This window comes from Pikeienuella sp. (assembly GCF_046290545.1).
Lineage (GTDB): Bacteria > Pseudomonadota > Alphaproteobacteria > Rhodobacterales > Rhodobacteraceae > Pikeienuella.
Genome location: NZ_JBKAGV010000009.1, coordinates 1 through 23,974 on the forward strand (window position 1 = coordinate 1; position 23,974 = coordinate 23,974).

Below are 23,974 nucleotides of genomic sequence, written 5' to 3' on the forward strand. Positions count from 1 at the left end.
CGCCGCCGGGGCGGTCATCGGGACCGTCACGGTCGCTGATCCGGACGCCGGCGACGCGCACACGCTCTCCGTCTCCGACGCGCGCTTCGAGATCGTCGGCGGCCAGCTCAAGCTGAAGGACGGGGTGAGCCTCGACCATGAGGCGGAGCCCAGCGTCTCGGTGACGGTCACCGCCACGGATTCGGGTGGGAAGACCGTCTCCGAGACGGTCGAGATAGCAATCGGAGATGTAGCGGAGGTGCTCACCCTGACCTCCGGAGACGACCATTTCACCGATACCGGTGTCGCCGAAACCGCTATCCATGGCGCGGACGGAGACGACACCATCGTCGCCCATGAGGACGGCGGGGTCATCTACGGCGAGGGCGGCGCTGACAGCCTCGTCGGCGGCGCGGGCCAGGACAGTCTCGACGGCGGCGCGGGCGACGATACGCTGGAGGGCCATGCGCCCACGCTCACGCGGCAATCCTTCAACTGGAGCGCGCTTCCTGACCCGGATGACGGCGGCGCGATCGACCAAGGCGACGATCTTTCGGCCGGCGCCGTGCAGAATACCGGGCTCGTCGAAGTGCGGATGACCGTCGAGGAGATTTCCGGCGCTGCGGACACGGACTTCGAAAGTGGCTTCGCGCAGAATGTCGACGGCATCAAGTCCGGCGGGGAGGTCATCAACCGGGCCTCCGCCGCCGAGATCGACTATGCAGGGGCCACGGCGGGCTCCAGCATCGTGGCCCTCGATTTCGCCTCGGCCGCCGACGGCGTCTCGGACGAAGTGCGCAACGTCTCCTTCCGCGTCAACGACATCGACCGGCGCGACGGAACGGACACCGTCACCATCAAGGCCTTTGACGCCTTCGGGAACGAGATCGGGGTGAGGCTGACGGGCGGCGGCGACGTCACGCTGATGGATACTGACGGCGTCGGAGGGGCGGATACGGCCACGGCGCGCGCCGGGGTCGGCGATTCCGTTCCGGACGAGGCGCGCTCCTCGCTTCTGGTCGAGATCGACGGGCCGGTCGCGCGGATCGAGATCCATCACTCGCTCGACGCGTCGAACCTTGGCGGCGTTCGCGTAACGGACGTGTTCTTCGACGCGGTGACGCCGGAACCCGGCTCCGCGGGCGATACGCTCGTCGGCGGAGAGGGGGACGACCTCATCCTCGGCGCATCCGGGGGCGATCTGATCGTCGGTGACGGGGGCGCGGATCGGATCGATGGCGGCGACGGCGACGACACGATCCGCGGCGGGGACGGGGCCGACGCGATGCAGGGCGGCGATGGCGCCGATCTCTTCATCCTGGAGAACGGGTTCGGCGACGATTCGATCGACGGCGGAGAGGGCGCGGACACGATCGACGCCTCGACGGTGACCGACGCCATCACGCTCGCCATATCCGGCGACGGCGAGGGAACGCTCTCCATCGGCGGGGTCGAGGGCGGGCCCGCCGTGGCCGACGACGTGATCGAGACGCCGGGAGCGCAGTTCGAGTTCTTCCTCCTCGACAAGACGGCATGGACCGATCCCGCACGGATGCTCGCCTCCAACTCCAGCTCCGGCGACGCGAATTCAGGGCAGCAGATCGCCTTCAACGGCTATAACGGCGTGAAGGCGGGCATTCAGCAGACACTGCTGGAGGACGGCGCGTCTAGCCTCGCTCAGGCGGTCACGATCAACGGCCTGACTTTCGCAGCGGGAGCGGACATCGAGCTGGACTACGGCTTCATCGTGGCCGACGCCAACGGCATCCAGTATTTCGTGGGCAAGGTGGACCTTGGCGGGGGCGGAGAATACGACGCCTCGGTCATCACCGCCGGATGGAACCCGGCGACGGGCGAGTGGGTCGATCCGCCGGCGCCAGGGACCGTGCTGACGCTGCTGAATCTTGATAACGTCACCGGGACGCCCTGGTCCGGGAGCCACTCGGCCGGGCAGATCGCGAGCAGTGATTTCGACCCCTACTCGAACGACGTGCAGCTTGGCCCGAGCGTGACGGCTCCGGTCGTTGAGGATGCGACGACGCCGGCGGAGCCGGTCATGTCCGCCTCGTTCCAGAGCGTCGAGGCCTTCCGCCTCGGCGAGGGCGACGACATGGCGGACGCCTCCACGGCGACCGTGGACCTCGTCATCGAGGGGCGCGGCGGCTCCGACACGATCCTCGGCGGCTCGGGGAACGACCTGATCGACGCCGGGGACGGGCGGATCGACTCGGTCGAGGCGACGGGGGTGCGGTCGCCGACCTTCAACGTGTTCCGCCTCGGCAATTTCGGCGATCTCGACCCGGACGAGAGCAACGGCGCCTCCGAAAACGCCGCCGCGATGCTCGGGACCTACGGCTCGGAGGACAATCCGCTCTTCCTGCACCTGACGCGCGCCACCGGCAACGATACGAACAACAACGGCCGGATCGAGGACAACGACTGGAACCGTCTCGACGCCGAGGTCGAAAGCTACACGATTGACGGGCAGACGGTTAAGCTCGACTCGGGCCAGGCCTACAGCGCGACGGCTACGTTCACGGACGGGACGACCGGCGCCTTCCTCGCCATCGTCGTTCAGCTCCAGAACGGGGAGACCTACCTCTTCCCGGCCTTCAACAACCCCGAGGATTCCGTCCTTCTCACGACCAAGCCCATCGCCTCGGTGGCGCTGAACAGCGTCGCTCTCGATGACGGGTTTCCCGGCACGATGCGCTTCGACACCGACTTCAAGACAATGGCGGGGAACGAGGTGGAGGGCGGCGCCGGGGATGACACGATCCTTGGCGGAGCCGGGGCGGACACGCTCACGGGCGGCGCGGGGGACGACTCTCTCACCGGCGGCGGCGGGGCGGACATCGCCATCTTCACCGGAAACCGCAGCGACTATACGATCGTCGATCTCGGCGACGGGCGTTACGAGATCACCGACAACCGCGCAAACGGCGCCGCGAACGAGGGGACGGACACCGTCTCCGGGGTCGAGATCTTCCGTTTCGCGAACGGCGACGTGGAAGAGATCGACCTCATCACGCCCCGCCTCCACCTGATCGGAACCGGGGCCAACGAGACGCTCACCGGCGGCGCCACAAACGACACGATCGAAGGGCGCGGCGGGGCGGACCGGCTGTCAGGCGGCGAGGGCGACGACCGGATCATTGGCGGAACCTCGCAGGACACGATCCTCGGCGGCGACGGGGCCGACACGATCATGGGCGGCGGGGGGCATGACAGCATCGACGCCGGTGCGGGCGCGGACTCCGTCACGACCACGAGCGGGAACGACACGATCAGCGGCGGCGCCGGCGACGACGTGATCATCGCAAATGGCGGGGCGGACTCTGTCCTCGGCGGCGAAGGGGACGATTTCCTCGCTCTTGGTTCAGGCAACGACCGCGCCTGGGGCGAGGCGGGGAACGATACGATCCGCGGCGAGAGTGGGCTCGACACGATCGACGGCGGCGCGGGCGACGACAGCATCGACGCCGGCGCCGACAATGACCTGGTGACCGGGGGCGAGGGGAACGACACGCTGATCGGCGGCCTCGGCGACGACACGATGACAGGTGGCGCGGGGAACGACAGCCTCGTCGGCGGCGACGGCGCGGACAGCCTGACCGCCGGCGACGGCGACGACACGATCGATGGCGGCATCGGGAACGACCGGCTCTTCGGAGAAGCCGGGGACGATGTGATCGACGCCGGCGAGGGCGCGGATTCCGTCACCGGCGGCGCGGGGGACGATGCGATCATCGGCGGCGGGGGCGACGACCGGGTCTTCTGGAGCCAGCCGCGCTCCGAGTTCCGCATCCTCTACGACGCGGATACGGCGACCTTCACGATCCGCGATCTCGACGCGGCGGGGACGGACGAGGGGAAGGACACCGTCTCCGGCGTCGAATTCTTCGTCTTCGGCGGCGTCGAATACACCGCGGCGCAGATGATCGCGGAAGCCGCGCGGCAGGAGACGGAGGGCGCGGGCTTCGAGGTCAACCTCGCGGGCGGCGGGTTCAGCATCGAGTATTTCGACTTTGACGCCACGGTGAACTCCGTCAATGACATCGACTGGAATGCCGAGCCCGTTCATCGGGAGGCGCGCGAGGCGCTGGACTTCGTGGAAGAGGTCGGCCCCGCTTTCCACGCCGAGGCGACGGTGCGGTTCGACAACCTCGCCGGCGGGCACTGGCAGCGCATCTTCGACTACGGCAACGGCCCGGCGAGCGACAACATCCTGCTGACGCAAGTGGGCAATTCGAACGACCTGAGGTTCGAAATCTACGACGGCTCCGCCAGCCATTCCATCGTGGCCAATGGCGTGATCGTTGAGGGTGAGACGGCGACATGGACCGCCCAGGTCTCCGATGATGGCCTTATGCAGATCCTCAAGAACGGAATTGTCGTCGCCGAGGGTCAGGGAATCGTCCCGCCCGATGTCGAGCGCGCCAACAAGCTTGTCGGAGAGTCCAACTGGGGGGGGGACACGCCGCTGATCGGCGAAGTGATTTCTATCACCGTCGACGAGGACGGCTATGACCAGTACACAGAGCTTCAGGGTGGGTTCAACGACGCGGTGGACGACGCGACCTTCGCCCTGCGGGCCACGGGCTCGATCACGGTCGACGAGGCAGGGGTCTATGAGTTCAGGCTCGGCTCGGACGACGGCGCAGTGCTCTTCGTGAACGGAGAGCCCGTGATCGACCATGACGGGCTTCATACCTTCAAGACGAAAACCGGATCTCTCACGCTCGAGCCGGGGGAGCACGAGATCGAGGTCCGGTACTTCGAGAATACCGGCCGCAACGGCCTCTCCCTCGAATGGAAGGCGCCAGGCGAAGCGGAGTTCTCGCTCCTTCGGGCCGATGGCGGGCTGGAGACCGTGGAGGCGTCCCCCCTGACGCTCGATCTCGACGTGGACCCGGGCGGATGGACCGTTCAGGGCGTCTCCCTCACCGGCCTGCCGGACGGGACGATCCTGATGAGCGGCGACGATGTCGCCGTCTCCGGCGCCGATCCGCTGGACGTGACGGGATGGAACCTCGAGCATCTCGAGATTACCCCGCCCGCCGGTTTCGTCGGGACCATCAGTCTCGAGGTCTCCGTCGACGGTCTCGACTCCGGCGGCGCGGCCGCGGAGCGGCTCTCGGTCTTCGAGATCGAGGTCGCGCCCGATCCGGAGGCGGCGGCCGCCCCGGATGACGGCGGGGGCGACGGGGACGGCTGGGTCGATGCGGCCGACGGCGCCGGCGCGACGGGGGGCGGCGACGACGTGATGGGCGAAGACGTCGATTTCAGCGACGATTCCGGCGTCGAGGGCGCCGGCTTCCACAGCCACGAGACGCAGGATCCCTGACCGGCGCCGGCGCCGTTGGACATGGGGAAGGCTTCTAACTACAGTCTCCGCTCGCGGTTCGGAAGAAACCACGCGGGCGGAGCGACATGGGCGGGAAGCGCATTCTCCTTTGCATCGGCGGCGGCGTCGCGGCCTACAAGTGCCTCGACCTGATACGCCGCGCCCGCGCGCGGGGAATCGCCGTCACCCCGGCGATGACGCGCGCGGCGGCGGAATTCGTCACGCCGCTCTCCGTCGCCGCGCTGGCGGGGGAGAAGGTTCACCAAACGCTCTTCGACCTCACGGCGGAGGCGGAGATGGGGCATATCCAGCTCTCCCGCGCCGCCGATCTCCTCGTCGTCGCGCCCGCGACCGCGGACCTGATGGCGAAGATGGCGGGCGGCCATGCGGACGATCTCGTCTCCACCCTCCTCATGGCCACGGACAAGCCGGTGCTGATCGCCCCGGCGATGAACGTGCGCATGTGGCTCCACCCCGCGACGCAGCGGAACCTCGCCCGGCTGAGGGAAGACGGCGTCCATGTCGTCGGGCCGGACGAGGGCGACATGGCCTGCGGCGAATTCGGGCCGGGGCGCATGGCGGAGCCGGAGGCGATTCTCGCCGCGGCGGAGCGGTTGTTGGCTCCGAAAGGCCGCCTCTCCGGCCGGCGCGTGCTCGTCACCTCCGGGCCGACGCATGAGCCGATCGATCCGGTGCGCTACATCGCCAACCGCTCCTCCGGCAAGCAGGGCATGGCCATCGCCGCCGCGCTGAGGGACGAGGGCGCCGCGGTCACGCTGGTCACGGGGCCGACGAACGAGCCCGCGCCCGCCGGCCTCTCCGTCCATCGGGTCGAGACGGCGCGGGAGATGCTGGCGGCGGTCGAAGCCGCCCTCCCCGCCGACGCCGCGATCTTCGCCGCCGCCGTGGCGGACTGGCGGGCGGCGGAGGAATCGGGCCGCAAGCTTAAGAAGGACGGGTCGGGCGTGATCCCCGATCTCCGCCTCGCCGAGAATCCGGACATCCTCCGCACGATCTCCGCCCTGCCCCCTGGCCGCCGCCCCGCCCTCGTCGTCGGCTTCGCGGCGGAGACGAACGACGTGGTCGAGAACGCCGCGGCGAAGCGGGCGCGGAAAGGCTGCGACTGGATCGTGGCGAACGACGTCTCCGGCGGCGTCATGGGCGGGGCGCGGAACGCCGTCTCCATCCTCGACGCGTCGGGGCGGGAGGACTGGCCGGAAATGGGCAAGGAGGAGGTCGCCCGCCGCCTCGCCGCGCGGATCGCGGACTGGTTCATGGCGGAGACGGCCTCATGCTGACATGCGCCGTGACGCTCGCCGCCCTCCCGCATTTCGACCCGGAATTCGGCCCGCCCGCCTACGCCACCGCGGGCGCCGCCGGCGCCGATCTCCGCGCCTCCTTCCCGGAGGCGGAACGGGAGGCGGGGCTGATTCTCGCGCCCGGCGCGCGGGCGCTCGTGCCGACAGGGCTCGCCTTCGCGATTCCCGAGGGCTGGGAGGGGCAGGTGCGCCCGCGCTCCGGCCTCGCGCTCCGGCACGGGCTCACCGTGGCGAACGCGCCGGGCACGATCGACAGCGACTACAGGGGCGAAGTGATGATCCTCCTCGTCAATCTCGGGGCGGAGCCCGCGCGGATCGCGCATGGCGACCGCGCGGCGCAGATCGTCTTCGCCCCCGTCGCCCGCGCCGGCTTCGCCTTCGGCGCGGCCGGGTCGACGGGGCGGGGCGCGGGCGGTTTCGGCTCCACGGGCGTGAAGGGCGGGCCATGCTGAGATTCTCGCGCAAGACCCTCCTCGCCTTCGAGGCGGTGCTGGACGTGGCCTTCAACGCCCGCCCCGATCCCGTCCAGTCGAAGGACATCACCCGCCGGCTCGGCATCCCGCAGCGCTATCTCGAACAGGTGATGCAGCAATTGGTGCGGGAGGGCGTGCTGAAGGGCGTTCGCGGCCCGCGCGGCGGCTATACCCTGGCGCGGGAGCGGCGGCGGATCACGGTCGCGGAGATCATCCGCATCGTGGACGCCGCGGACGCCGAGGCGGACCCGGAGCCGCCCGCCTCCCGCCTCGGCGAGGTGGTGGCGCGGCCGCTCTGGCGGGCGGCGCAGGAACGGGCGCTGCGGGAGCTGGAGGAGGTCACGATGCAGGACCTTTGCGCCGAAGCGGAGGCGAAGGGCGTCAGGCGTGAGAACGCGGCGCCCGATTTCACGATCTGAACGCCATGAGGCGACGGGAGGAGACGAACATGCGTGCGCACGGCCGGATTTATGATGACATCACCGAGACGATCGGGGGCACCCCGCTCGTCCGCTTCGCCCGCCTCGCGAAGGCGGCGAGGGTCGAGGCGGAGATCTGCGGCAAGCTGGAATTCTTCAACCCGCTCGCCAGCGTGAAGGACAGGATCGGCGTCTCGATGATCGACGCGCTGGAGAAGGAGGGGAAGCTCGGCGAGGGGGCGACGCTGATCGAGCCGACCTCGGGCAACACGGGCATCGCGCTCGCCTTCACGGCCGCCGCCCGCGGCTATCGGCTGATCCTCTGCATGCCGGAGTCGATGTCGGTGGAGCGGCGGAAGATGCTCACGCTCCTCGGCGCGCGGCTGGAGCTGACCGACCCGAGCAAGGGCATGAAGGGCGCCATCGCCCGGGCCGAAGAGCTGGCGGCGGAGATTCCGGGCGCGATCATCCCGCAGCAATTCGCGAACCCGGCGAACCCGGCGATCCATGTGCGGACGACGGCGGAGGAAATTCTCGCCGACACCGGCGGAAAGGTGGACTACTTCGTCTCCGGCGTCGGCACCGGCGGGACGATCACCGGCGTGGGCTCCGTGCTGAAGGCGAAGGTTCCGGGCGTGAAGGTCGTCGCCGTGGAGCCGGAGGACAGCCCGGTGCTTTCCGGCGGCGCGCCCGGCTCCCACAAGATCCAGGGCATCGGCGCCGGTTTCGTGCCGCAGATTCTCGACCGGAGCCTGATCGACGAGGTTCTGACCATCGGCAACGAGACGGCCTTCGACACGGCGCGGCGGCTGGCCCTTCTCGAAGGAACGCCGGGCGGCATCTCCTCCGGCGCAGCCGTCGCCGCGGCGCTGGAGCTTGCGGCGCGGCCGGACATGGCCGGCAAGCGGATCGTCGTCATCCTGCCGAGCTTTGCGGAGCGCTATCTCTCCACCGCGCTTTTCGACGGGCTCTGATGCGGCGGGGGGCGGGCGCGGCCCGCCCCTCAGGCCTCCAGCATCCGGCGGAGGAGTTCGACATCCTCCGCAAGGAGGCTGTCGGTGTCCGTCAGGCTCTCCACCCGCTTCACCGCGTGCATCACCGTCGTATGGTCCCGCCCGCCGAACTTGCGGCCGATCTCCGGAAGGCTCTTCGAGGTGAGCGTCTTGGCGAGGAACATCGCCACCTGCCGCGGCCGCGCCACCGCCCGCGCGCGCCGCGCGGAGGTCATGTCCGATAGGCGGAGATTGTAGTGCTCCGCCACCTTCCGCATGATCTCGTCGATCGTCACCTTGCGATCCGAGGCGCGGAGAAGGTCCGACAGGCATTCCTGCGCCATGTCGAGCGTGATCTCCCGCCCCACCAGCCCGGCGAAGGCGAAGAGCCGCGTCAGCGCGCCCTCCAGCACCCGGACATTGGAGGAGATGCGATGGGCGAGGAATTCCAGCACCTTCGGGTCCATGCGGACATTCGGCTCCCGCGCCTTCGCCGCCTCCGCCTTCGCCTCGAGGATGCCGAGGCGAAGCTCGTAGTCGGTCGGGTGGATGTCCACCACGAGGCCCCATTGCAGGCGGGAGCGGATGCGCTCCTCGAGATTCTCGATGTCCCCCGGCGCCCGGTCGCCCGAGATCACGATCTGCTTGCCGGAATCGATCAGCGCGTTGAACGTGTGGAAGAATTCGATCTGCGTCGAATTCTTGCCGGCGATGAACTGCACGTCGTCCACCATCAGCACGTCGACGGAGCGGAACTGATCCTTGAAGGCGATGGTGTTGTCGCGCTTGATGGCCTGGATGAAGCGATACATGAACTGCTCCGCCGAAAGGTAGAGCACCTTCCGCTCCGGCCGCAGCTCGGCGATCCGCCAGGAAATGGCGTGCATCAGATGCGTCTTGCCGAGGCCGACGCCGCCATGAAGGAATACGGGGTTGTAGACCACGCTGTCGTCCTCGGCCACGCGCCGCGCCGCGGCGTGGGCGAGCTCGTTGGGCCTGCCGACGACGAACTGGTCGAAGGTGAACCGCTTTTCCAGCGGCGCGGAGCGGAGCGGGGCATCCGCCCCTCCGTCCGAGGCGGCGATCGCCAGCGCGGGCGCGGCCGGTCGGCGCGCCGGCTCCTCCGGCCGCTCCGCCGCGGCGGAGACCGCGATCCGGAGGCAAGGCGCGCCGGCTTCCGAGAGCGCGGCGACGATCTCCTCGGCGTAGTGCCGGCGCACCCAGTCGGCGGCGAAGTCGGTCGGCGCGTCGAGCCGCGCGCAATCGCCCGCGGCGCCGCGGAAGACGAGCGGCGCGATCCATCGGTTGCAGGCGGCCGCGCCGATTTCCGACTGCACGAGCCTGACCGCCTCGCCCCAGATTCGCGCCTCTTCCACCGCCATCTCCCCGCCCTTCAACGCCGCCCCCGCCGCCTGCGTCCGCACTGCTCTCTTCATGCCCGCCGCCCTGTCCCTCAGCTCTGCCGCCAGGGAAGGCCGCGCGCCTTCCAGCCGTTCACCGTTCCGCGGCGCGCATCGGGATCGAGATCGCCCTCGAATCCCTCCGCGACATTGACGCAGCGGAGCGGCCGCCCGGCCGCCGCGGCCGTATCCGCCGTCGCTTGCGCCGCGCGGAGCGACCGGGCGCCAGAGCGGCAGATGAAGAAAATCGTTTCAGCGCCCGCCCGCTCCGCCGCGTCGAGCGCGGCCTCCGCGAAGGCGGGGTTGACCGCCATAGTCGGGAAGGATTGCCACTCGATCATCGCCAGCTCCGCCCCCGCGCCGGAGAGGTCCGGCGCGCCGACGAAGCTCCATTCCGCGCGGGTCCGCACGTCGATCATCAACGCGCCGCCGGCTTTCAGCGCCGCGAACGCGCCTTCCGGCCCGACTTCCTCCACCCCGTTTCCCATGTTCATTCCAGGGACCCTTTCCCGAATCCTCTTTCTGACGTCGGGGACGTTATCGGCAAGCCGACGCGTTCTTCAAGCACAAGTCGACTTGACCGCGCAGGTTTCCAAGTCTTTCGCTGTCGGCTGTGGTTCGGGGGGAGATGTTCCCAAGTATCCGGGGGATATTAACCAATATTAACATTTCAGATCACCGGAGTTTCATTCACTGCATTTCGTGGAGCGAACGCAGGAAGGCGATTCGTGGAAAAATTAACGATCTAAGCATCGCGCAGTTGGTCGATTCTCTCAACCGGTGCAAATGCAGAACATCACTCCGAAACGACACAAAAATGAAACGCGCGGAGCAATGCTCCGCGCGTCAGCACGAACGAAACAGCCCGGGGGCCGGCTTCAGACGGAGAGCGCCTTCACCCTCGAAGAGAGGCGGGAGACCTTGCGGCTCGCCGTGTTGGCGTGCAGCACGCCCTTGGTCGCGCCCCGCATGATCTCGGGCTGGGCGGCCTGGAGCGCCGCCTTCGCCGCGGACGCGTCGCCAGAGGCGATCGCTTCCTCGACCTTGCGGATGAAGGTCTTGATGCGGCTGCGCCGGGCGGTGTTTACCGCGGTGCGCCGCTCGATCTGGCGCACGCGCTTGGCGGCGGACGGCGAGTTGGCCATGAGACGATTCCGTATTCTTCTTGCGAAACGAAGCGCGCGTATACGCGCCGCCTCCGGATCGGTCAAGCCGCGCCTATCTCTGGCACGACGCGCAATAGAAGCTCGACCGCCCCGATTGCGCCACGCGGCGGACGGTTCCGCCGCAGCCCTCGCGCCGGCAGGCCTCGCCCTCCCGGTCATAGACGAGGAAGGAATGCTGGAAATAGCCGAGCTCCCCGTCCGCCTGCCGGTAGTCGCGCAGCGTAGAGCCCCCGGCGGCGAGCGCGTCCGCTATGGTCGCGTTGACCGCCTCGGCGAGCCGCGCGATCCGGGCCGCGGAGATCGAGCCCGCCATGCGCTTCGGCGAGATGCCGGCGCGGTGCAGCGCCTCGCAGACATAGATGTTGCCGAGCCCGGCGACGATCTTCTGGTCCAAGAGCGCCGCCTTTATCGGCGTGAACCGCCCCGAAAGGCGCGCCGCCAGCCAGTTCCCGTTGAACCCGTTCGAAAGCGGCTCCGGCCCGAGGTCCTTCAGCAGCCAGTGCTCCCCGATCCGCGCCGTCGGCTGGAGGTCCATCGCGCCGAAGCGGCGCGCGTCGTTGAAGACGATGCGGGCGCCGCCCTCCATGTCGAGAATCACATGGTCGTGCTTGCCGTCGCCGCCGTGAACGTGGACGAACTCCCCGAGCATCCCGCCGGAAACAAGCATCCGCCCGGACATGCCGAGATGGACGATCAGCGTCTCGCCATCATCAAGATCGGCGAGAATGTACTTCGCCCTTCGCCCGAGGCGCAGCACCCGCCGCCCCGTCAGCCGCTCCGCGAAGCGCTCGGGCAGCGGCCAGCGGAGATCGGGCCGGCGCTGCTCGGCGCGCAGGATCATCTTCCCCTCCATCGCGGGTGCGAGCCCGCGGCGGACCGTTTCGACCTCGGGCAGCTCCGGCATGTCCCTCCCCCTGCGGCGCTTCGCGCGGCTTATGGCGGCGCGGCGCGGACCGGGCTATGTAGCCCGACATGACAGACGAGCGCGAGACCGGCGAGAGCCGCCCGACCACCCATTTCGGCTTCCGCGACGTGGCGGAGGGCGAGAAGGCGGGGCTCGTCCACGGCGTCTTCTCCTCCGTCGCGTCGAAATACGACGTGATGAACGACGTCATGTCCTTCCGCATCCACCGCCTCTGGAAGGAGGCGCTGATCGACTGGATGGCCCCCCGGCCCGGCATGAAGCTCCTCGACGTCGCGGGGGGGACGGGCGACGTCTCCTTCCGCGTGCTCGACCGGCTGAAGGGCGAGGGCGAGGCGACGATCTGCGACATGACGGCGGCGATGCTTGTCGAGGGCCGGAAGCGCGCGGAGGCGGAGAGCCTCTCCCACGCGCTCACCTGGGTTTGCGGCGACGCGATGAAGCTCCCCTTTCCGGACCGGAGCTTCGACGCCTACACCATCGCCTTCGGCATCAGGAACGTGACGCGGATCGGAGACGCGCTCCGCGAGGCCTGGCGCGTGCTGAAGCCGGGCGGGCGCTTTCTCTGCCTCGAATTCAGCCGGGTCGATCCGCCGCTGATGCGAAAGGCCTATGACCTCTATTCCTTCCACGTCATCCCGCGCATGGGGCAGGCCATCGCCGGGGACCGGGACAGCTATCAATATCTCGTCGAATCGATCCGGAAATTCCCGGATCAGGAGGCCTTCGCGGGGATGATCCGGGAGGCGGGATTCGGGCGCGTCTCATACCGGAACCAGACGCTTGGCGTGGCCGCCATCCATTCCGGCTGGCGCCTCTGATGCTCCGCTTCCTTCTGCAGGCCGGGCCGAATGCGTGGCGGCTTGCGCGCGTCCTCGCGACGTTCCGCAAGACCGGGGCGATGGCGAAGGTGCTCGAGGAATTCAATGCGCCGGCGCGGCTCCGCGTCCCCCTGATGATCGTGACGGCGCCCGGCCTGCTCGTCGGCAAGTCCGGCGATGCGGGCCTTCCTCCCGTCGCGCGGGCGATCAACGCGCTCGGGCCGGCCTATATCAAGTTCGGGCAGATCCTCTCGACCCGGCCGGACGTGATCGGCCCCAATCTCGCGCGCGACATGCGGACCCTGCAGGACGCGCTGCCGCCCTTCCCGATGGAGGAGGCGCGGCGCGCGATCCGCGAGGCGCTGGACCGGGAGGTGGAGGAGGCCTTCTCCGAATTCGGCCCGCCCATCGCCGCCGCCTCCATCGCACAGGTCCACCCGGCCATCGACCGGGAGACGGGGCGGAAGGTGGCGGTGAAGGTCCTCCGCCCGGGAATCGAACGCCAGTTCCGCAAGGACATCGCGGCCTTCTACATGATCGCCCGCGTGCTCGAATGGGTCGCGCCGCAGGCCAAGCGGCTCCGCCCGCGCGCCGTGGTCTCGCATTTCGAGGGCGTGGTGACGGCGGAGATGGACCTGAGGCTGGAGGCCTCCGCAGCCTCCGAATTCGCCCACAACGTGAAGGACGACGAAGGCTTCCTCGTGCCGGAGATCGTCTGGCCGCTCTGCGACCGCCGGGTGATGACGGCCTCCTGGGTCGAGGGCATGCCGATGGGGGACCCGGACGGCCTTCGCGCCGCCGGCCATGACCTGACGGCGCTGGCGGAGCGGATCATCCAGGTCTTTCTCCTCCAGGCGCTCCGCGACGGATTCTGGCACGCGGACATGCATCAGGGGAACCTGAAGGTCGCCCCGAACGGGGACGTCCTCGCGCTCGATTTCGGCATCATGGGCCGGATCGACCGGGTGACGCGGCGCTACTACGCCGAGATCCTGCTCGGCTTCCTGCGGAAGGATTATCGCCGCGTCGCGGAGGTGCATTTCGAGGCCGGCTACGTGCCCGCCGACAAGGATGTGGAGCTCTTCGCGCAGGCGCTCCGTTCGATCGGGGAGCCGATCTTCGGGCAGGACGCCTCCCGCATCTCGATGGCGCGGCTCCTCGCGCATCTCTTCGAGGTGACGGAGCGGTTCGGCATGGTGACGCAGACGCAGCTCATCCTCCTCCAGCGCTCGATGGTGGTGGTGGAGGGCGTGGCGCGCTCGCTCGACCCGAACGCCAACATCTGGTCCGCCGCCGGGCCGGTGGTGGAGCGCTGGATGCGGGAGAATCTGGGGCCGCAGGCCGCGCTCCGCGACACGGCGACGGCGCTTCGCACGCTCGCGCGCATCGGGCCGCGCCTGCCGGAACTGGCAGAGCGGCTCGTCCGCCTCGCTGATGCGCCGGAAGCGCCGCCGCCGCCGCCAAGGCGGCGGGGCGCGCACTTGCTCTGGGCCGGGCTCGGAGCCGCCGTCGGCGCCGCCGCCGCTTGGCTCGCCATGACGACCTGAAGGGGGAAACGAATGAGCAGACTTTTCGAGCCGCTCGCGCTCGGCGCACTGGCCTTGCCCAACCGCATCATCATCGCGCCCATGTGCCAGTATGCGTCGAAGGACGGCTGTGCGAACGACTGGCACAGGGTCCATCTCGGCCATCTCGCGCTCTCGGGCGCCGGGCTCCTGATCCTGGAGGCGACGGGCGTGAGCGCGGAGGGCCGCATCTCCCCGCAATGCCTCGGGCTCTACAGCGACGAGAACGAGGCCGCGCTGGCGGAGACGCTGAAATCCGTGCGCGCCGTCTCCTCGATGCCGCTTGCGATTCAGCTCGGCCATGCGGGGCGCAAGGGCTCCTCCCGGTCGCCCTTCGAGGGCGGAGCGCAGATTGCGCCGGACGAGCCCGGCGGCTGGCGCACCGTCGCCCCCTCCGCCATCGGCCATGCCGACACCGACGAGCCGCCCCTCGCGCTCGACGAGGCGGGGCTCGCCCGGGTGAAGGCGGATTTCGTCGCCTCAGCGCTGCGCGCCGCGCGGCTCGGCTTCGACGGGATCGAGCTTCACATGGCGCATGGCTACCTCCTGCACCAGTTCCTCTCCCCCCTCTCCAACCGGCGGAACGACGCCTATGGCGGCGGGATCGAGGGGCGGATGCGCTTCCCGATGGAGGTGTTCGAGGCCGTGCGCGCCGCGCTGCCCGCCGAGTTGCCTGTCTGGGTCCGCGTCTCCGCCTCCGACTGGGCCGAGGGCGGGATCGAAGTCGAGGAGATCGCCGCGCTTTCCCGCGCGCTGGAGGCGGCGGGCTGCGCCGCCGTCCATGTCTCGTCCGGCGGCGTCTCCGCCGCGCAGCAGATCCCGGTCGGACCCGGCTATCAGGTGCATCTGGCGGAGGCGGTGAAGGAAGCCGTCTCGATCCCCGTCTTCGCGGTCGGCCTTATCACCGAGCCGGCGCATGCGGAGGAGATCGTGGCCACGGGCAAGGTCGATGCGGTCGCCCTCGCCCGCGCCTTCCTCTGGAATCCGCGGTGGGGCTGGCACGCCGCCGCCGCGCTCGGCGCGAAGGTGGAGGGGCCGAAGCAATACTGGCGCTCCGCCCCCGCCGGCGTCACGCCGCCCTTCATCGGCTTCGCGCACGGCCAGCGATAGCGCTTGCCGCCCGCGCCCGTCCCTGTAGCCTGCGGGAAAACCACAGGGAGGGCGCGGCATGCGGATCGTGAAGGCGGAGGCGCTGCCAATCGTCATTCCCTTCTCCGACGGGGGCGGGGCAGGCGCGGGGCTCATGCCGACGACGTGGAACACATTGGAGATCGTCCTCCTCCGGCTCGAAGCCGATGACGGGACGGTGGGCTGGGGCGAGGCCTTCGCCTATTCCTGCCGCTCCGCGACCCTCGCCGCGCTCCGCGACATGGTCCTCCCCCTCGTCATCGGCGCGGAGGTGGAGGACATTCCGGCCTTCACCCGCGGCCTCCAGCGGAAGCTCCATATCCAGGGCCGCGCCGGGATCACGCTCTTCGCCATTTCGGGCGTCGACATCGCCCTCTGGGACATTGCGGCGAAGCGGAAGGGCCTGCGCCTCGCCGACCTTCTCGGGTGCAAGCGGGAGCGCTTCCCCGCCTACGCCTCCCTCGTCCGCTATGGCGAGCCGGGCATGGTGGAGGCGCGGGCGCGCATGGCCGTCGATCAGGGCTACGGCGCGGTGAAGCTGCACGAGATCACGCTCCCGAACATCGAGGCCGGGCGCCGCGGCGCGCCGGCCGTGAAGCTGACGACGGACGTCAACTGCAACTGGTCCGCCGAGGAGGCCCGCGCCCTCCTCCCCGAGATGAAGGCGATGGACCTCTACTGGGTCGAGGAGCCCGTCTGGCCGCCGGACGATGCGCCCGCCCTCGCCGCGCTTGAGGCCGAATTCGGCGTGCCTCTGGCGAGCGGGGAGAATGCGGGCGCGGAGCAGCCCTTCCGGGAGATCGTGAAGGCCGTGACCTTCCCGCAGCCCTCGGTCACCAAGGTCGGCGGCGTCACCGAATTCCGCGCCGTCGCGGCTTTGGCGGCGGCGGCAGGCAAGGCCGTCATGCCCCATTGCCCCTATTTCGGCCCCGGCTACTGGGCGAGCGCGCAGCTCATGGGCGCGGCGGAGGCGGGCATGTTCGAGTTCCTGCACATCGAGGCCGAAGCCTGGCTCTCCCCCGCCATGCCCATGCCCGAGGGCGGAGAGATCGCGCTGCCCGAAGGGACGGGCCTCGGCTTTTCGCCCGACATGGATGTGGTGGAGCGCTTCCGCGTCAGCGGCTGATCCCGGCGCGCGCGAAGGCCGCCTGCGCCGCCGTCTCCACCGCGCCGGGCCGCGCGGCGCGGATCGTCTCGACCGGCGCGCTCTCGCCCCGCTCCGCCAGCAGCCGCGCTGCGATCATCCCCGTCCGCCCGAGCCCGGCGCGGCAATGGATGAGGAGCCGCCCGCCGCCGTCCAGCAGGGCGTGGAGCCGAGGGGCGAACCCGGCCCAGTCCGCCTCGTCCGGCGTTCCGAAATCCGGGATCGGCAGATGCAGCCACGCCGCCCCGAACCCTTCCGAAAGGTCGGGGCGCCGGCTTAGCTCCCCCTCGGAAATCAGCGTCAGCGCCGCATCCGGCCGCCAGCTGCGGATCGCCGCGAAATCCGCAGCGCCCGGAAGACGGCAGAGCCCGAGCAGCCCCGGCGCCGCCCCCGCCTCGTCGATCCGGAAGCCGCTCACGCGGCGTTCGCCCGCTCCATCGCCCGGCGATAGGCGGCGACCTCGTCATCCGCCGGGATCGCGACGTCTGACTGGCGCAGCGTCTCGCCCGCCTTCACGTCCCGTGTGAGCGCCACGCGGTCCGCAAGCCCGATCGGCAGCAGCCCCTCCCGCAGCGACCGCGCGGCGGGGACGAGCTTGCCCCAGACGCAATATCCCCCCTCCCCGTCCAGCATCTCCCCCGCCTTCAGGTCCCGCTTCGCCGTGGCGACCACATCGCCCGCGAAGGCCCGCGTCTCCCCCGTCGCCTGACCGAGCAGCGCGGCGGAGAGGACGGAGATTCCGAGCTCCATCCCGATCAGGTGGAAGGGCTTGTACATCGCGGAATAGCGCCCGCTCGCGTCCGTGTTCATGCCGTATTGCCGGAAGCAGCCCGCCGCATAATCGTTCGGCGCCTCGAAGACGGCGTAAACCCCCCAGCGGAGATCGCGGAAGACGGGCCGCCCGTCCCGCTCCTCGGATGAGACCGTCTCCACCATCCCCTTCCCCTCCAGCACGCCGCCCTCGGAAGCGGGGCGGAGGATATGGGCGAGGTCGTCCACCCCGCAGGGCGGGAAGAGCAATCCGTCCGAAGGCGGCGTCAGCCCGCAGGCGTTGGCGATGGCCGCCATTTCGAGGGCGGATTTCGTCCCGTCCACGAAGGAGTTGAACATTTTTGGGTTCATCCCGTCCGCCCGCGCCTTCACCGGGTCGAAGCCCATGTTCTCCCACACCGTTTCCGGCGTGCTCTGATGATAATGCGGCCGGTATTTCGTGCCCTTGCCCGCGCAGACGACCTCGAACCCGCAGGCCCGCGCCCAGTCCACGATCTCCGCCGTCAGCGCCGGCTGGTCGCCATAGGCCATGGTGTAGACCACGCCCGCCGCCCGCGCCTCCCGCGCCAGCGCGGCTCCGGCGAGAACGTCCGCCTCCACGTTCACCATGACGACATGCTTTCCGGCGGCGATGGCGGCGCGGGCATGGCGGACGCCGGCATGGGGGTTGCCCGTCGCCTCGACCACCACCTCCACATCGTCCGCCGCCATGGCGGCGAAGGCGTCGTCGGTGAAGACCGTTGCGGCGATGCGCGCCTCGTCCCACCCTACCGTCAGGCAGGCGGCGCGCGCGGCGTCCGGTCGGAGGTCCGCAATATGCGTGATTTCAAGGCCTTGCGTGGTCGGAACCTGCGAAAGGAACATCGAGCCGAACTTCCCGGCCCCCACGAGGCAGACCCGCACGGGCCGCCCCGCCGCCGCCCTTGCGGCAAGCTTGTCCATCAGAAACATCGCGCTCCTCCGATTTTTCGCCATGAAGCGCGGCGGCGGCCTCTCGCGCAAGGGCGCCGCTGCGCATAATCTGGCGGGAGGAGGAACGCCCATGACCATCCTGATCTCCGGCGCCGGCATCGCCGGCCTGACACTGGCGCTTACCTGCCGGCAGATAGGCTTGGCCTGCCGCATCGTGGAGCAAGTGCGGGAGGTGAAGCCGCTCGGCGTCGGCATCAATCTCCAGCCGAATGCGGTGCGGGAGCTGATGGATCTCGGGCTGGAGGCCGAACTCGCCGCAATCGGCGTCCCGACGCAGGAACTCGCCATGTTCGCCGCGAACGGCCGCGAGGTCTGGCGCGAGCCGCGGGGGCTCGCCGCCGGCTATCGCTGGCCGCAATACTCGGTGCACCGCGGGGAACTGCAGATGCTCCTCTATCGCGCCGTGCTGGAGCGGCTCGGCCCCGACGCGATCGAGACGGGGGTGAAGGGCCTCTCCCACCGCACCGAGGGCGAGGAGGCGGTCCTGGAGACGGAGCGGGGCGAGCGGCGCGGCGCCCTCCTGATCGCGGCGGACGGGCTCCATTCGGCGATCCGCCGGCGGATGCACCCCGATGAAGGCCCGCCGATCTGGGCCGGCGCGATCCTCTGGCGGGGCGCGAGCCGCATCGCGCGCTTCTCCGAGAAGAACATGATGGCGATGATCGGCGACTACGACCAGAAATTCGTCACCTATCCGATCGGCGGGCCGGATGAGGAGGGCCGCTCCCTCATCAACTGGATCGCGGAGCGGCGGTTCGAAGCCGGCCACGGCTGGGCGCGGGAGGACTGGAGCCGCGTCGTTCCGGCCTCCGAATTCGCCCACTGGTTCGACTCGTGGCGCTTCGGCTGGATCGACGTGCCGGCGATCATCGCGGCCGCCCCCGTCGTCTACGAATATCCGATGGTGGACCGGGACCCGCTGCCGTTCTGGACCGAGGGGCGCGTGACCCTGATGGGAGACGCCGCGCACATCATGTATCCGACCGGCTCCAACGGCGCCTCCCAGGCCATCGTGGATGCGCGGCGCCTCGGCCGCGCCTTTCTCGACCACGGGCCGAATCCGGCGGCGCTTGCCGATTACGAGGCGGAGATGCGGCCGCGCATGGCGAAGGTCATCGCCGCCAACCGCGGCGCGGGGCCGGACTACGTGCTGGAGATCGTGAAGCAGCGCACGGGCGGCGTCTTCGATGACGTGGAGGATGTCATGCCCCTGAAGGAGCGGCAGGATTTCGCGGCGACCTACAAGAAGACGGCCGGGTTCTCCATCGAAGCGCTCAACGCGCAGCCGGCGCTGATCGGGGAGCATGAGCGGCGGGCCTGAAGCTCTCGCCTCATTCCGTCGCCTCTCCGTCCGGGCCGGAGCCGACCCCGGGCGCGCGAACGTCGGACAGGTTCTCGGACGCCTGATCCATCTCGGCGTTCATCGCATCGACGACGCCTTCTACGGGGCCGTCCGGACCGATTATGAAATACACCGCTACGATTCCGGCGATCACGACCGTCGATGTTATGACCACCCAATCGACGCTGACCACGCCGTCGTCAGCCAGAAATGCGCTCTTGCGCCTGCGGCGCGCCATAGGTCTGCCCACCATTCCCACCCCAACGGCACCCGACAATACGACGAAACGACCTGATTCGGGTGAAAATACTGCGGATTGTGGACTGACGCCGGTCCAGCGGAGATAAAGGCCGCGGCAGGCCGACTCTCCGGCCGCCCCCCCGATGGAAAGGACCGCCCTTGCCCGCCTTCGATTTCGACCGCCCGATTCCCCGCCTCGGCACCCATTGCGCGAAATGGGACAGCCTCGCCGCCCGGTTCGGGGCCCATGCGGCGGGCGCGTTGCCTATGTGGGTGGCCGACATGGAGTTCGCCGCGCCCCCGGCGGTCACGGAGGCCTTGCGGGCGGTGGTGGAGCACGGCGTCCACGGGTATTACGGCGATCCTTCGGGCTACATCGCCGCGATCCGCGGCTGGATGAAGCGGCGGCACGGATGGGATGTGGAGCCCGGCTGGATCCTCACCACCGCCGGCATCGTCAACGGCGTCAACCTCGCGCTCCAGGCCTATTGCCGGCCGGGCGACGGGGTTATCCTCCAGCAGCCAATCTACCATCCCTTCGCGCCCTCGGTTAAGGCCAATGGCTGCCATGTCGTCGGCAACCTCCTCGTCTATGAGGACGGCCGCTACCGCATGGATCTCGACGCGCTGGCGAAGGCGGTGGACGCGAAGACGCGGATGCTCATCCTCTGCTCCCCGCACAATCCCTGCGGCCGCGTCTGGACGCGGGAAGAGCTGACCGCCATCGCCGAATTCTGCCTCGAACGGGGGATCCTGATCGTCTCCGACGAGATCCATCACGACCTCGTCTTCGACGGGCCGCACACCGTGCTGGCGAGCCTCTCGACAGAGATCGCGGCGCGGACGGTGACGTTCACCTCCTCGTCCAAGACCTTCAACCTCGCCGGCGGCCATACCGGCAACGCGATCATCTCCGACCCGGAGCTCCGCCGGCTCTTCCACCGGCAGATGGAGCGCTGCGGGATGCTGACCGGAAACCGCTTCGGCTACATCATGGCCGAGGCGGCCTATGCCGAGGGCGAGGAGTGGCTCGACGCGCTCCTCGCCTATCTCCGCGCCAACCGGGACCTTGTGGACCGCTTCGCCGCGGAGCGGCTGAAGGGCGTCCGCTCCGTGAAGCTCGACGCCACCTATCTCGCCTGGCTCGACTTTTCCGGCACGGGCATGACGGAGGCCGAAATCATCCGCCGGTTCGAGCGCGAGGCGAAGGTGATCTGCAATCACGGCTCCAGCTTCGGGCCCGGCGGCGCCGGCTTCATGCGGCTCAACTTCGCCTGCCCGCGCCCGATGCTGGAGGAGGCGCTCGGCCGGATCGAGGCCGCCTTCGCCGACCTGCAATAGCCTCAGTCGGCGCGCCGGGCGAAGGCTTCGTCCGGCGCCCAGCCGAGCTTCTCCCCCTCCGCGCCCCACCGCATGAGGAGGCAGGAGGTGCCCTTCCACTGGAAATAGGTCAGCTCGATCTCGTACCAGCCGGGCTCCGGCACGAGCACGTCGACGACGCCGTTCGTCTCGCAGGGGTGGACCCCGTCATGCTTCGAGACGACCGCGCCGCCGATGGAAACCTCGAGCCCGTCATTCGAGAGGAACTCAACCTGCTGCGGCCCCGGCCGCTCGAACCGGACATAGCCGGAAATCGCCGCCGCGACCCGCATCGGCTGCTTCGCCGTCAGCGTCGGGTCACCCTCCATCGAGTCCCGATGGCGGAGATTGGGCAACGGCTCTCCCTGCTCCGAACCCGATTCCAGCCATTCCCTCGCCTCGCGCAGGGAGCGCACCGAATGCGGATAGGCGTAGCGCACCGAAAGACCGGGCAGAAGCGCGCCCGCCTCGGGCTGCGGATCGGCGGGCCTGAGCGCAATCGGCTCGGCCCAGGCGGCGGCGGCGAACAAGGCCAGCGCGGCCGCGGCGGATACTTCCTGAAAGCGCATCGTTCCCCCTCGCGCTTCTGACGACCGCGCCAGAGTAAGGCGCGGCCGCCGCGAAAGGGAAGCATTAGCTTCAGGCGGGGGGGCCTTTGGGCGCCGCGCTGAGATGCCCCTCCTTCACCCAGACATCCGCGCCCCCAGGCCCGGCGGCCGCGTCGAGCCCCGCGCCCTTCGGCAGCCGCAGCCAGGACCAGCGCGAGAACTGCTCTCCGCCCTCCGCAAAGCCGCCCGAGAGCACGAAGATCTCCCGCCCGTCCGCCGCCTCCCGCACGATCCGCGCGCCGGGCGCCCAGCGCTCCCGCCGCACCTCCTCCCGCGCGTCCCGGTGGAGGAGCGCGGCGGAGACGCCCGCGCCCGCCGGGGCCCATTCGAGATCGGCCTCGTGGAGGTGGAACTGGTTCCGGTCCTCCGGGTCGAACTGCCAGAGCTTCACGAGGATGACGCATCCCTCCGCCGAGGCGGGGCGGTGCCGCGTCTCCGGCGGGTTCCGCACATAGGTTCCCGCCGGGAAATCCCCGTGCTCGTCCTGAAACACGCCTTCGAGGACGAGGAACTCCTCCCCGCCCGTATGCACATGCGGGGAGAAGGCGGAGCCCGGCGCATAGCGGACGATGGTCGTCGCCCGCGCGACCTCCCCGCCGATCCGGTCGAGCGGCCGGCGGTCCACGCCCGGCATCGGCGAGGGAACCCAGGGCGCGCCGCCGGCATGGACGGCGGCGCGGGCGGAGAAGTCGTCGTTCACGTTCATGGCGTCCCTCCCGTTCAGGCGAAGCTCGGCCGCGCCGTGACCCGGTTGCGCCAGGCATGGAGCGCCGAGAGCCGCTCCGGAATCTCGATCTTCGCGAAATCGGCGAAGACGAGCGCCGCCGCAAGGGTGATGTCGGCGACGGAGAAGGCCGCGCCCGCCAGATGGTCGCGCGTCCTGAGCAGCGCATCGAATCCCTCGAAGGCCCTTTCGGCCCGGCGCTTCTGCGCCTCGCCCCATGCGGGGAAGGTCTCCATTCCCGCATCCGTCGGCAGGCCGGGCGTCGCATGATGAAAATAGGCCGCCACCGCGTCGAGCGCGTCGGCCTCGGCCTGCCGCTGGCGCATGGAGATCTCCGCGCGTTCCTCCGGCGTCCGCCCTGTCAGCGTCGGCGCGCCTGTCAGGTGATCGAGATACTCCGTGATCGCCGCGCATTCGACGATGCGACGCCCGTCATCAAGCTCCAGAACCGGCACGAAGCCGCCGGGATTGATCGCGAGGTAGGCGGGTTGCTTGTGCTCCCCGCCGAGCACGTCGACGGGGACGAACTCGATCCGCTCCGTCAATCCCTTCTCGGCGGCGGCGACGCGCACGCGCATCGGATTCGGAAGGCCCTTCTGGTCGTAGATCTTCATGGCGCAGCTCCTGTTCAGTCAATTCTATCTATCGGTAGATAGATAATGGAGTTTGACGAAACGGAGGTCAAGCCCCTATCTACCGATAGGGAAAAGGGGTGTACGCTATGGAAATGCGAGACAAAATCATGGAGGCGGCAGAGGCGCGCCTGCGCGCCGTCGGCTACGCCGCCATGAGTTTTCGCGACGTGGCGGCTGATGTCGGCGTCAAGAGCGCCTCGGTCCACTATCATTTCCCCACGAAGGAGGATCTGGCGGAGTCGGTGGTGGAGCGCTATGCGGCGCGCCAGTTTGCGGCGCTGAACGCGGCGGTGGCGGGCGAATCCTCCCCCGCCCGGCGCGCGCGCGCGATGGTCGATCTCCATCTCGGCGCCTTCGCGGCGGACCGGCGGATCTGCCTCTGCGCCATGCTCTCGGCCGAATCGGTCGGGCTGCCGGAGCGGGTGAAACAGGCGGTGAGCGTGTTCTTTGACGCCTGCCTCCTCTTCCTGCAGGAATGTTTCGCCGGCCTTGAGCCGGAACGCGCGGCGATCCGGGCTGCGGGCGTGCTGGCCGCGCTCCAGGGCGGGCTCCTGCTGGCCGCGGCGGCGCGGGACGGGGCGCATCTCGAACGCGCGGCGGCGGCGGCGATGGCGCTCGCCGCGGGCGCAGTGATCTGAGGAGGACGGG

At 69.5% G+C, this 23,974-nt stretch carries 22 protein-coding genes; 12 read left to right on the top strand and 10 right to left on the bottom strand.

What is annotated here, in order from left to right:
- From ACE37J_RS07255 to cysK, 5 genes are all read left to right on the top strand, one after another.
- On the top strand, window positions 1-5,326 hold a 5,326-nt coding region (locus ACE37J_RS07255), incomplete at its 5' end, for a PA14 domain-containing protein (protein WP_409709303.1).
- An 86-nt stretch (window positions 5,327-5,412) separates the two neighbouring features.
- Window positions 5,413-6,624: a bifunctional phosphopantothenoylcysteine decarboxylase/phosphopantothenate--cysteine ligase CoaBC gene (coaBC, locus tag ACE37J_RS07260; protein ID WP_409709306.1), complete on the top strand. Its 1,212-nt coding sequence runs from the start codon at window positions 5,413-5,415 to the stop codon at window positions 6,622-6,624.
- A complete protein-coding gene (gene dut, locus ACE37J_RS07265) occupies window positions 6,618-7,097 on the top strand; it encodes a dUTP diphosphatase (protein ID WP_409709309.1) in 480 nt (159 codons plus the stop codon). The genes coaBC and dut overlap by 7 nt, the downstream gene beginning before the upstream one ends.
- Window positions 7,091-7,537, top strand: a complete 447-nt coding sequence (locus ACE37J_RS07270) for an RrF2 family transcriptional regulator (RefSeq protein ID WP_409709312.1) — start codon at window positions 7,091-7,093, stop codon at window positions 7,535-7,537. The genes dut and ACE37J_RS07270 overlap by 7 nt, the downstream gene beginning before the upstream one ends.
- A 29-nt stretch (window positions 7,538-7,566) precedes the next feature.
- Entirely contained in the window at window positions 7,567-8,511 is a 945-nt protein-coding gene (cysK, locus tag ACE37J_RS07275; protein WP_409709315.1) for a cysteine synthase A, read from the top strand.
- Window positions 8,512-8,540: 29 nt separating this feature from the next.
- Here the strand turns inward: cysK and dnaA are convergent, their stop codons facing one another.
- From dnaA to mutM, 4 genes are all read right to left on the bottom strand, one after another.
- Window positions 8,541-9,911, bottom strand: coding sequence for a chromosomal replication initiator protein DnaA (dnaA, locus tag ACE37J_RS07280; RefSeq protein ID WP_409709905.1), 1,371 nt, complete (start codon window positions 9,909-9,911; stop codon window positions 8,541-8,543).
- 71 nt (window positions 9,912-9,982) lie between these two features.
- Window positions 9,983-10,423, bottom strand: a complete 441-nt coding sequence (locus tag ACE37J_RS07285; protein ID WP_409709318.1) for a rhodanese-like domain-containing protein — start codon at window positions 10,421-10,423, stop codon at window positions 9,983-9,985.
- 384 nt (window positions 10,424-10,807) lie between these two features.
- A complete protein-coding gene (rpsT, locus tag ACE37J_RS07290; RefSeq protein WP_409709321.1) occupies window positions 10,808-11,074 on the bottom strand; it encodes a 30S ribosomal protein S20 in 267 nt (88 codons plus the stop codon).
- Window positions 11,075-11,147: 73 nt separating this feature from the next.
- A complete protein-coding gene (mutM, locus tag ACE37J_RS07295) occupies window positions 11,148-11,999 on the bottom strand; it encodes a bifunctional DNA-formamidopyrimidine glycosylase/DNA-(apurinic or apyrimidinic site) lyase (protein ID WP_409709324.1) in 852 nt (283 codons plus the stop codon).
- Window positions 12,000-12,067: 68 nt separating this feature from the next.
- Here mutM and ubiE point away from each other — a divergent pair, with 68 nt between their 5' ends.
- Genes ubiE through ACE37J_RS07315 form a run of 4 tightly spaced genes read left to right on the top strand, consistent with a single transcriptional unit; the run spans window position 12,068 to window position 16,657 of the window.
- The gene (gene ubiE, locus ACE37J_RS07300; protein WP_409709327.1) at window positions 12,068-12,838 is read left to right on the top strand and encodes a bifunctional demethylmenaquinone methyltransferase/2-methoxy-6-polyprenyl-1,4-benzoquinol methylase UbiE; all 771 of its coding nucleotides are present in this window, start codon (window positions 12,068-12,070) and stop codon (window positions 12,836-12,838) included.
- Window positions 12,838-14,385: a 2-polyprenylphenol 6-hydroxylase gene (gene ubiB, locus ACE37J_RS07305; protein WP_409709330.1), complete on the top strand. Its 1,548-nt coding sequence runs from the start codon at window positions 12,838-12,840 to the stop codon at window positions 14,383-14,385. The genes ubiE and ubiB overlap by 1 nt, the downstream gene beginning before the upstream one ends.
- Window positions 14,386-14,397: 12 nt before the next feature.
- On the top strand, window positions 14,398-15,513 hold the full coding sequence (locus ACE37J_RS07310; RefSeq protein ID WP_409709333.1) for an NADH:flavin oxidoreductase/NADH oxidase: 1,116 nt from the start codon (window positions 14,398-14,400) through the stop codon (window positions 15,511-15,513).
- A 58-nt stretch (window positions 15,514-15,571) separates the two neighbouring features.
- Entirely contained in the window at window positions 15,572-16,657 is a 1,086-nt protein-coding gene (locus ACE37J_RS07315; protein ID WP_409709336.1) for a mandelate racemase/muconate lactonizing enzyme family protein, read from the top strand.
- On the opposite strand, the gene ACE37J_RS07320 is transcribed toward ACE37J_RS07315, so the two are convergent.
- Window positions 16,647-17,093 carry a protein-tyrosine phosphatase family protein gene (locus ACE37J_RS07320; protein ID WP_409709339.1) on the bottom strand — a complete coding sequence of 149 codons (447 nt, stop codon included), beginning with the start codon at window positions 17,091-17,093 and terminating at the stop codon, window positions 16,647-16,649. The two genes, ACE37J_RS07315 and ACE37J_RS07320, sit on opposite strands and share 11 nt — an antisense overlap.
- Window positions 17,090-18,388 carry an NAD(P)H-dependent oxidoreductase gene (locus ACE37J_RS07325; RefSeq protein WP_409709342.1) on the bottom strand — a complete coding sequence of 433 codons (1,299 nt, stop codon included), beginning with the start codon at window positions 18,386-18,388 and terminating at the stop codon, window positions 17,090-17,092. The genes ACE37J_RS07320 and ACE37J_RS07325 overlap by 4 nt, the downstream gene beginning before the upstream one ends.
- Before the next feature lie 100 nt (window positions 18,389-18,488).
- On the opposite strand from ACE37J_RS07325, the gene ACE37J_RS07330 reads away from it, so the two are divergent.
- Entirely contained in the window at window positions 18,489-19,739 is a 1,251-nt protein-coding gene (locus ACE37J_RS07330; RefSeq protein WP_409709345.1) for a flavin-dependent oxidoreductase, read from the top strand.
- A 10-nt stretch (window positions 19,740-19,749) separates the two neighbouring features.
- Here the strand turns inward: ACE37J_RS07330 and ACE37J_RS07335 are convergent, their stop codons facing one another.
- Window positions 19,750-20,013 (bottom strand): hypothetical protein, encoded by a 264-nt coding sequence (locus ACE37J_RS07335; protein ID WP_409709348.1) that lies wholly within the window; start codon window positions 20,011-20,013, stop codon window positions 19,750-19,752.
- 146 nt (window positions 20,014-20,159) lie between these two features.
- On the opposite strand from ACE37J_RS07335, the gene ACE37J_RS07340 reads away from it, so the two are divergent.
- Window positions 20,160-21,341 (top strand): MalY/PatB family protein, encoded by a 1,182-nt coding sequence (locus tag ACE37J_RS07340; RefSeq protein WP_409709353.1) that lies wholly within the window; start codon window positions 20,160-20,162, stop codon window positions 21,339-21,341.
- Window positions 21,342-21,343: 2 nt separating this feature from the next.
- Here ACE37J_RS07340 and ACE37J_RS07345 read toward each other — a convergent pair whose 3' ends face one another.
- From ACE37J_RS07345 to ACE37J_RS07355, 3 genes are all read right to left on the bottom strand, one after another.
- Entirely contained in the window at window positions 21,344-21,928 is a 585-nt protein-coding gene (locus ACE37J_RS07345) for a hypothetical protein (protein WP_409709355.1), read from the bottom strand.
- A 70-nt stretch (window positions 21,929-21,998) separates the two neighbouring features.
- On the bottom strand, window positions 21,999-22,673 hold the full coding sequence (locus ACE37J_RS07350) for a cupin domain-containing protein (protein WP_409709358.1): 675 nt from the start codon (window positions 22,671-22,673) through the stop codon (window positions 21,999-22,001).
- 14 nt (window positions 22,674-22,687) lie between these two features.
- Window positions 22,688-23,305, bottom strand: coding sequence for a glutathione S-transferase family protein (locus ACE37J_RS07355; RefSeq protein ID WP_409709360.1), 618 nt, complete (start codon window positions 23,303-23,305; stop codon window positions 22,688-22,690).
- 113 nt (window positions 23,306-23,418) lie between these two features.
- On the opposite strand from ACE37J_RS07355, the gene ACE37J_RS07360 reads away from it, so the two are divergent.
- Window positions 23,419-23,964, top strand: a complete 546-nt coding sequence (locus ACE37J_RS07360; protein ID WP_409709363.1) for a TetR/AcrR family transcriptional regulator — start codon at window positions 23,419-23,421, stop codon at window positions 23,962-23,964.
- Window positions 23,965-23,974 lie beyond the last annotated feature (10 nt).

Bases quoted from the DNA above. Each gene is read 5' to 3' on its own strand.
- coaBC (WP_409709306.1), top strand. From the start codon at position 5,413: ATGGGCGGGAAGCGCATTCTCCTTTGCATCGGCGGCGGCGTCGCGGCC.
- dut (WP_409709309.1), top strand. From the start codon at position 6,618: ATGCTGACATGCGCCGTGACGCTCGCCGCCCTCCCGCATTTCGACCCG.
- ACE37J_RS07270 (WP_409709312.1), top strand. From the start codon at position 7,091: ATGCTGAGATTCTCGCGCAAGACCCTCCTCGCCTTCGAGGCGGTGCTG.
- cysK (WP_409709315.1), top strand. From the start codon at position 7,567: ATGCGTGCGCACGGCCGGATTTATGATGACATCACCGAGACGATCGGG.
- dnaA (WP_409709905.1), bottom strand. From the start codon at position 9,911: ATGGCGGTGGAAGAGGCGCGAATCTGGGGCGAGGCGGTCAGGCTCGTG.
- ACE37J_RS07285 (WP_409709318.1), bottom strand. From the start codon at position 10,423: ATGAACATGGGAAACGGGGTGGAGGAAGTCGGGCCGGAAGGCGCGTTC.
- rpsT (WP_409709321.1), bottom strand. From the start codon at position 11,074: ATGGCCAACTCGCCGTCCGCCGCCAAGCGCGTGCGCCAGATCGAGCGG.
- mutM (WP_409709324.1), bottom strand. From the start codon at position 11,999: ATGCCGGAGCTGCCCGAGGTCGAAACGGTCCGCCGCGGGCTCGCACCC.
- ubiE (WP_409709327.1), top strand. From the start codon at position 12,068: ATGACAGACGAGCGCGAGACCGGCGAGAGCCGCCCGACCACCCATTTC.
- ubiB (WP_409709330.1), top strand. From the start codon at position 12,838: ATGCTCCGCTTCCTTCTGCAGGCCGGGCCGAATGCGTGGCGGCTTGCG.
- ACE37J_RS07310 (WP_409709333.1), top strand. From the start codon at position 14,398: ATGAGCAGACTTTTCGAGCCGCTCGCGCTCGGCGCACTGGCCTTGCCC.
- ACE37J_RS07315 (WP_409709336.1), top strand. From the start codon at position 15,572: ATGCGGATCGTGAAGGCGGAGGCGCTGCCAATCGTCATTCCCTTCTCC.
- ACE37J_RS07325 (WP_409709342.1), bottom strand. From the start codon at position 18,388: ATGGACAAGCTTGCCGCAAGGGCGGCGGCGGGGCGGCCCGTGCGGGTC.
- ACE37J_RS07330 (WP_409709345.1), top strand. From the start codon at position 18,489: ATGACCATCCTGATCTCCGGCGCCGGCATCGCCGGCCTGACACTGGCG.
- ACE37J_RS07335 (WP_409709348.1), bottom strand. From the start codon at position 20,013: ATGGTGGGCAGACCTATGGCGCGCCGCAGGCGCAAGAGCGCATTTCTG.
- ACE37J_RS07345 (WP_409709355.1), bottom strand. From the start codon at position 21,928: ATGCGCTTTCAGGAAGTATCCGCCGCGGCCGCGCTGGCCTTGTTCGCC.
- ACE37J_RS07350 (WP_409709358.1), bottom strand. From the start codon at position 22,673: ATGAACGTGAACGACGACTTCTCCGCCCGCGCCGCCGTCCATGCCGGC.
- ACE37J_RS07355 (WP_409709360.1), bottom strand. From the start codon at position 23,305: ATGAAGATCTACGACCAGAAGGGCCTTCCGAATCCGATGCGCGTGCGC.
- ACE37J_RS07360 (WP_409709363.1), top strand. From the start codon at position 23,419: ATGCGAGACAAAATCATGGAGGCGGCAGAGGCGCGCCTGCGCGCCGTC.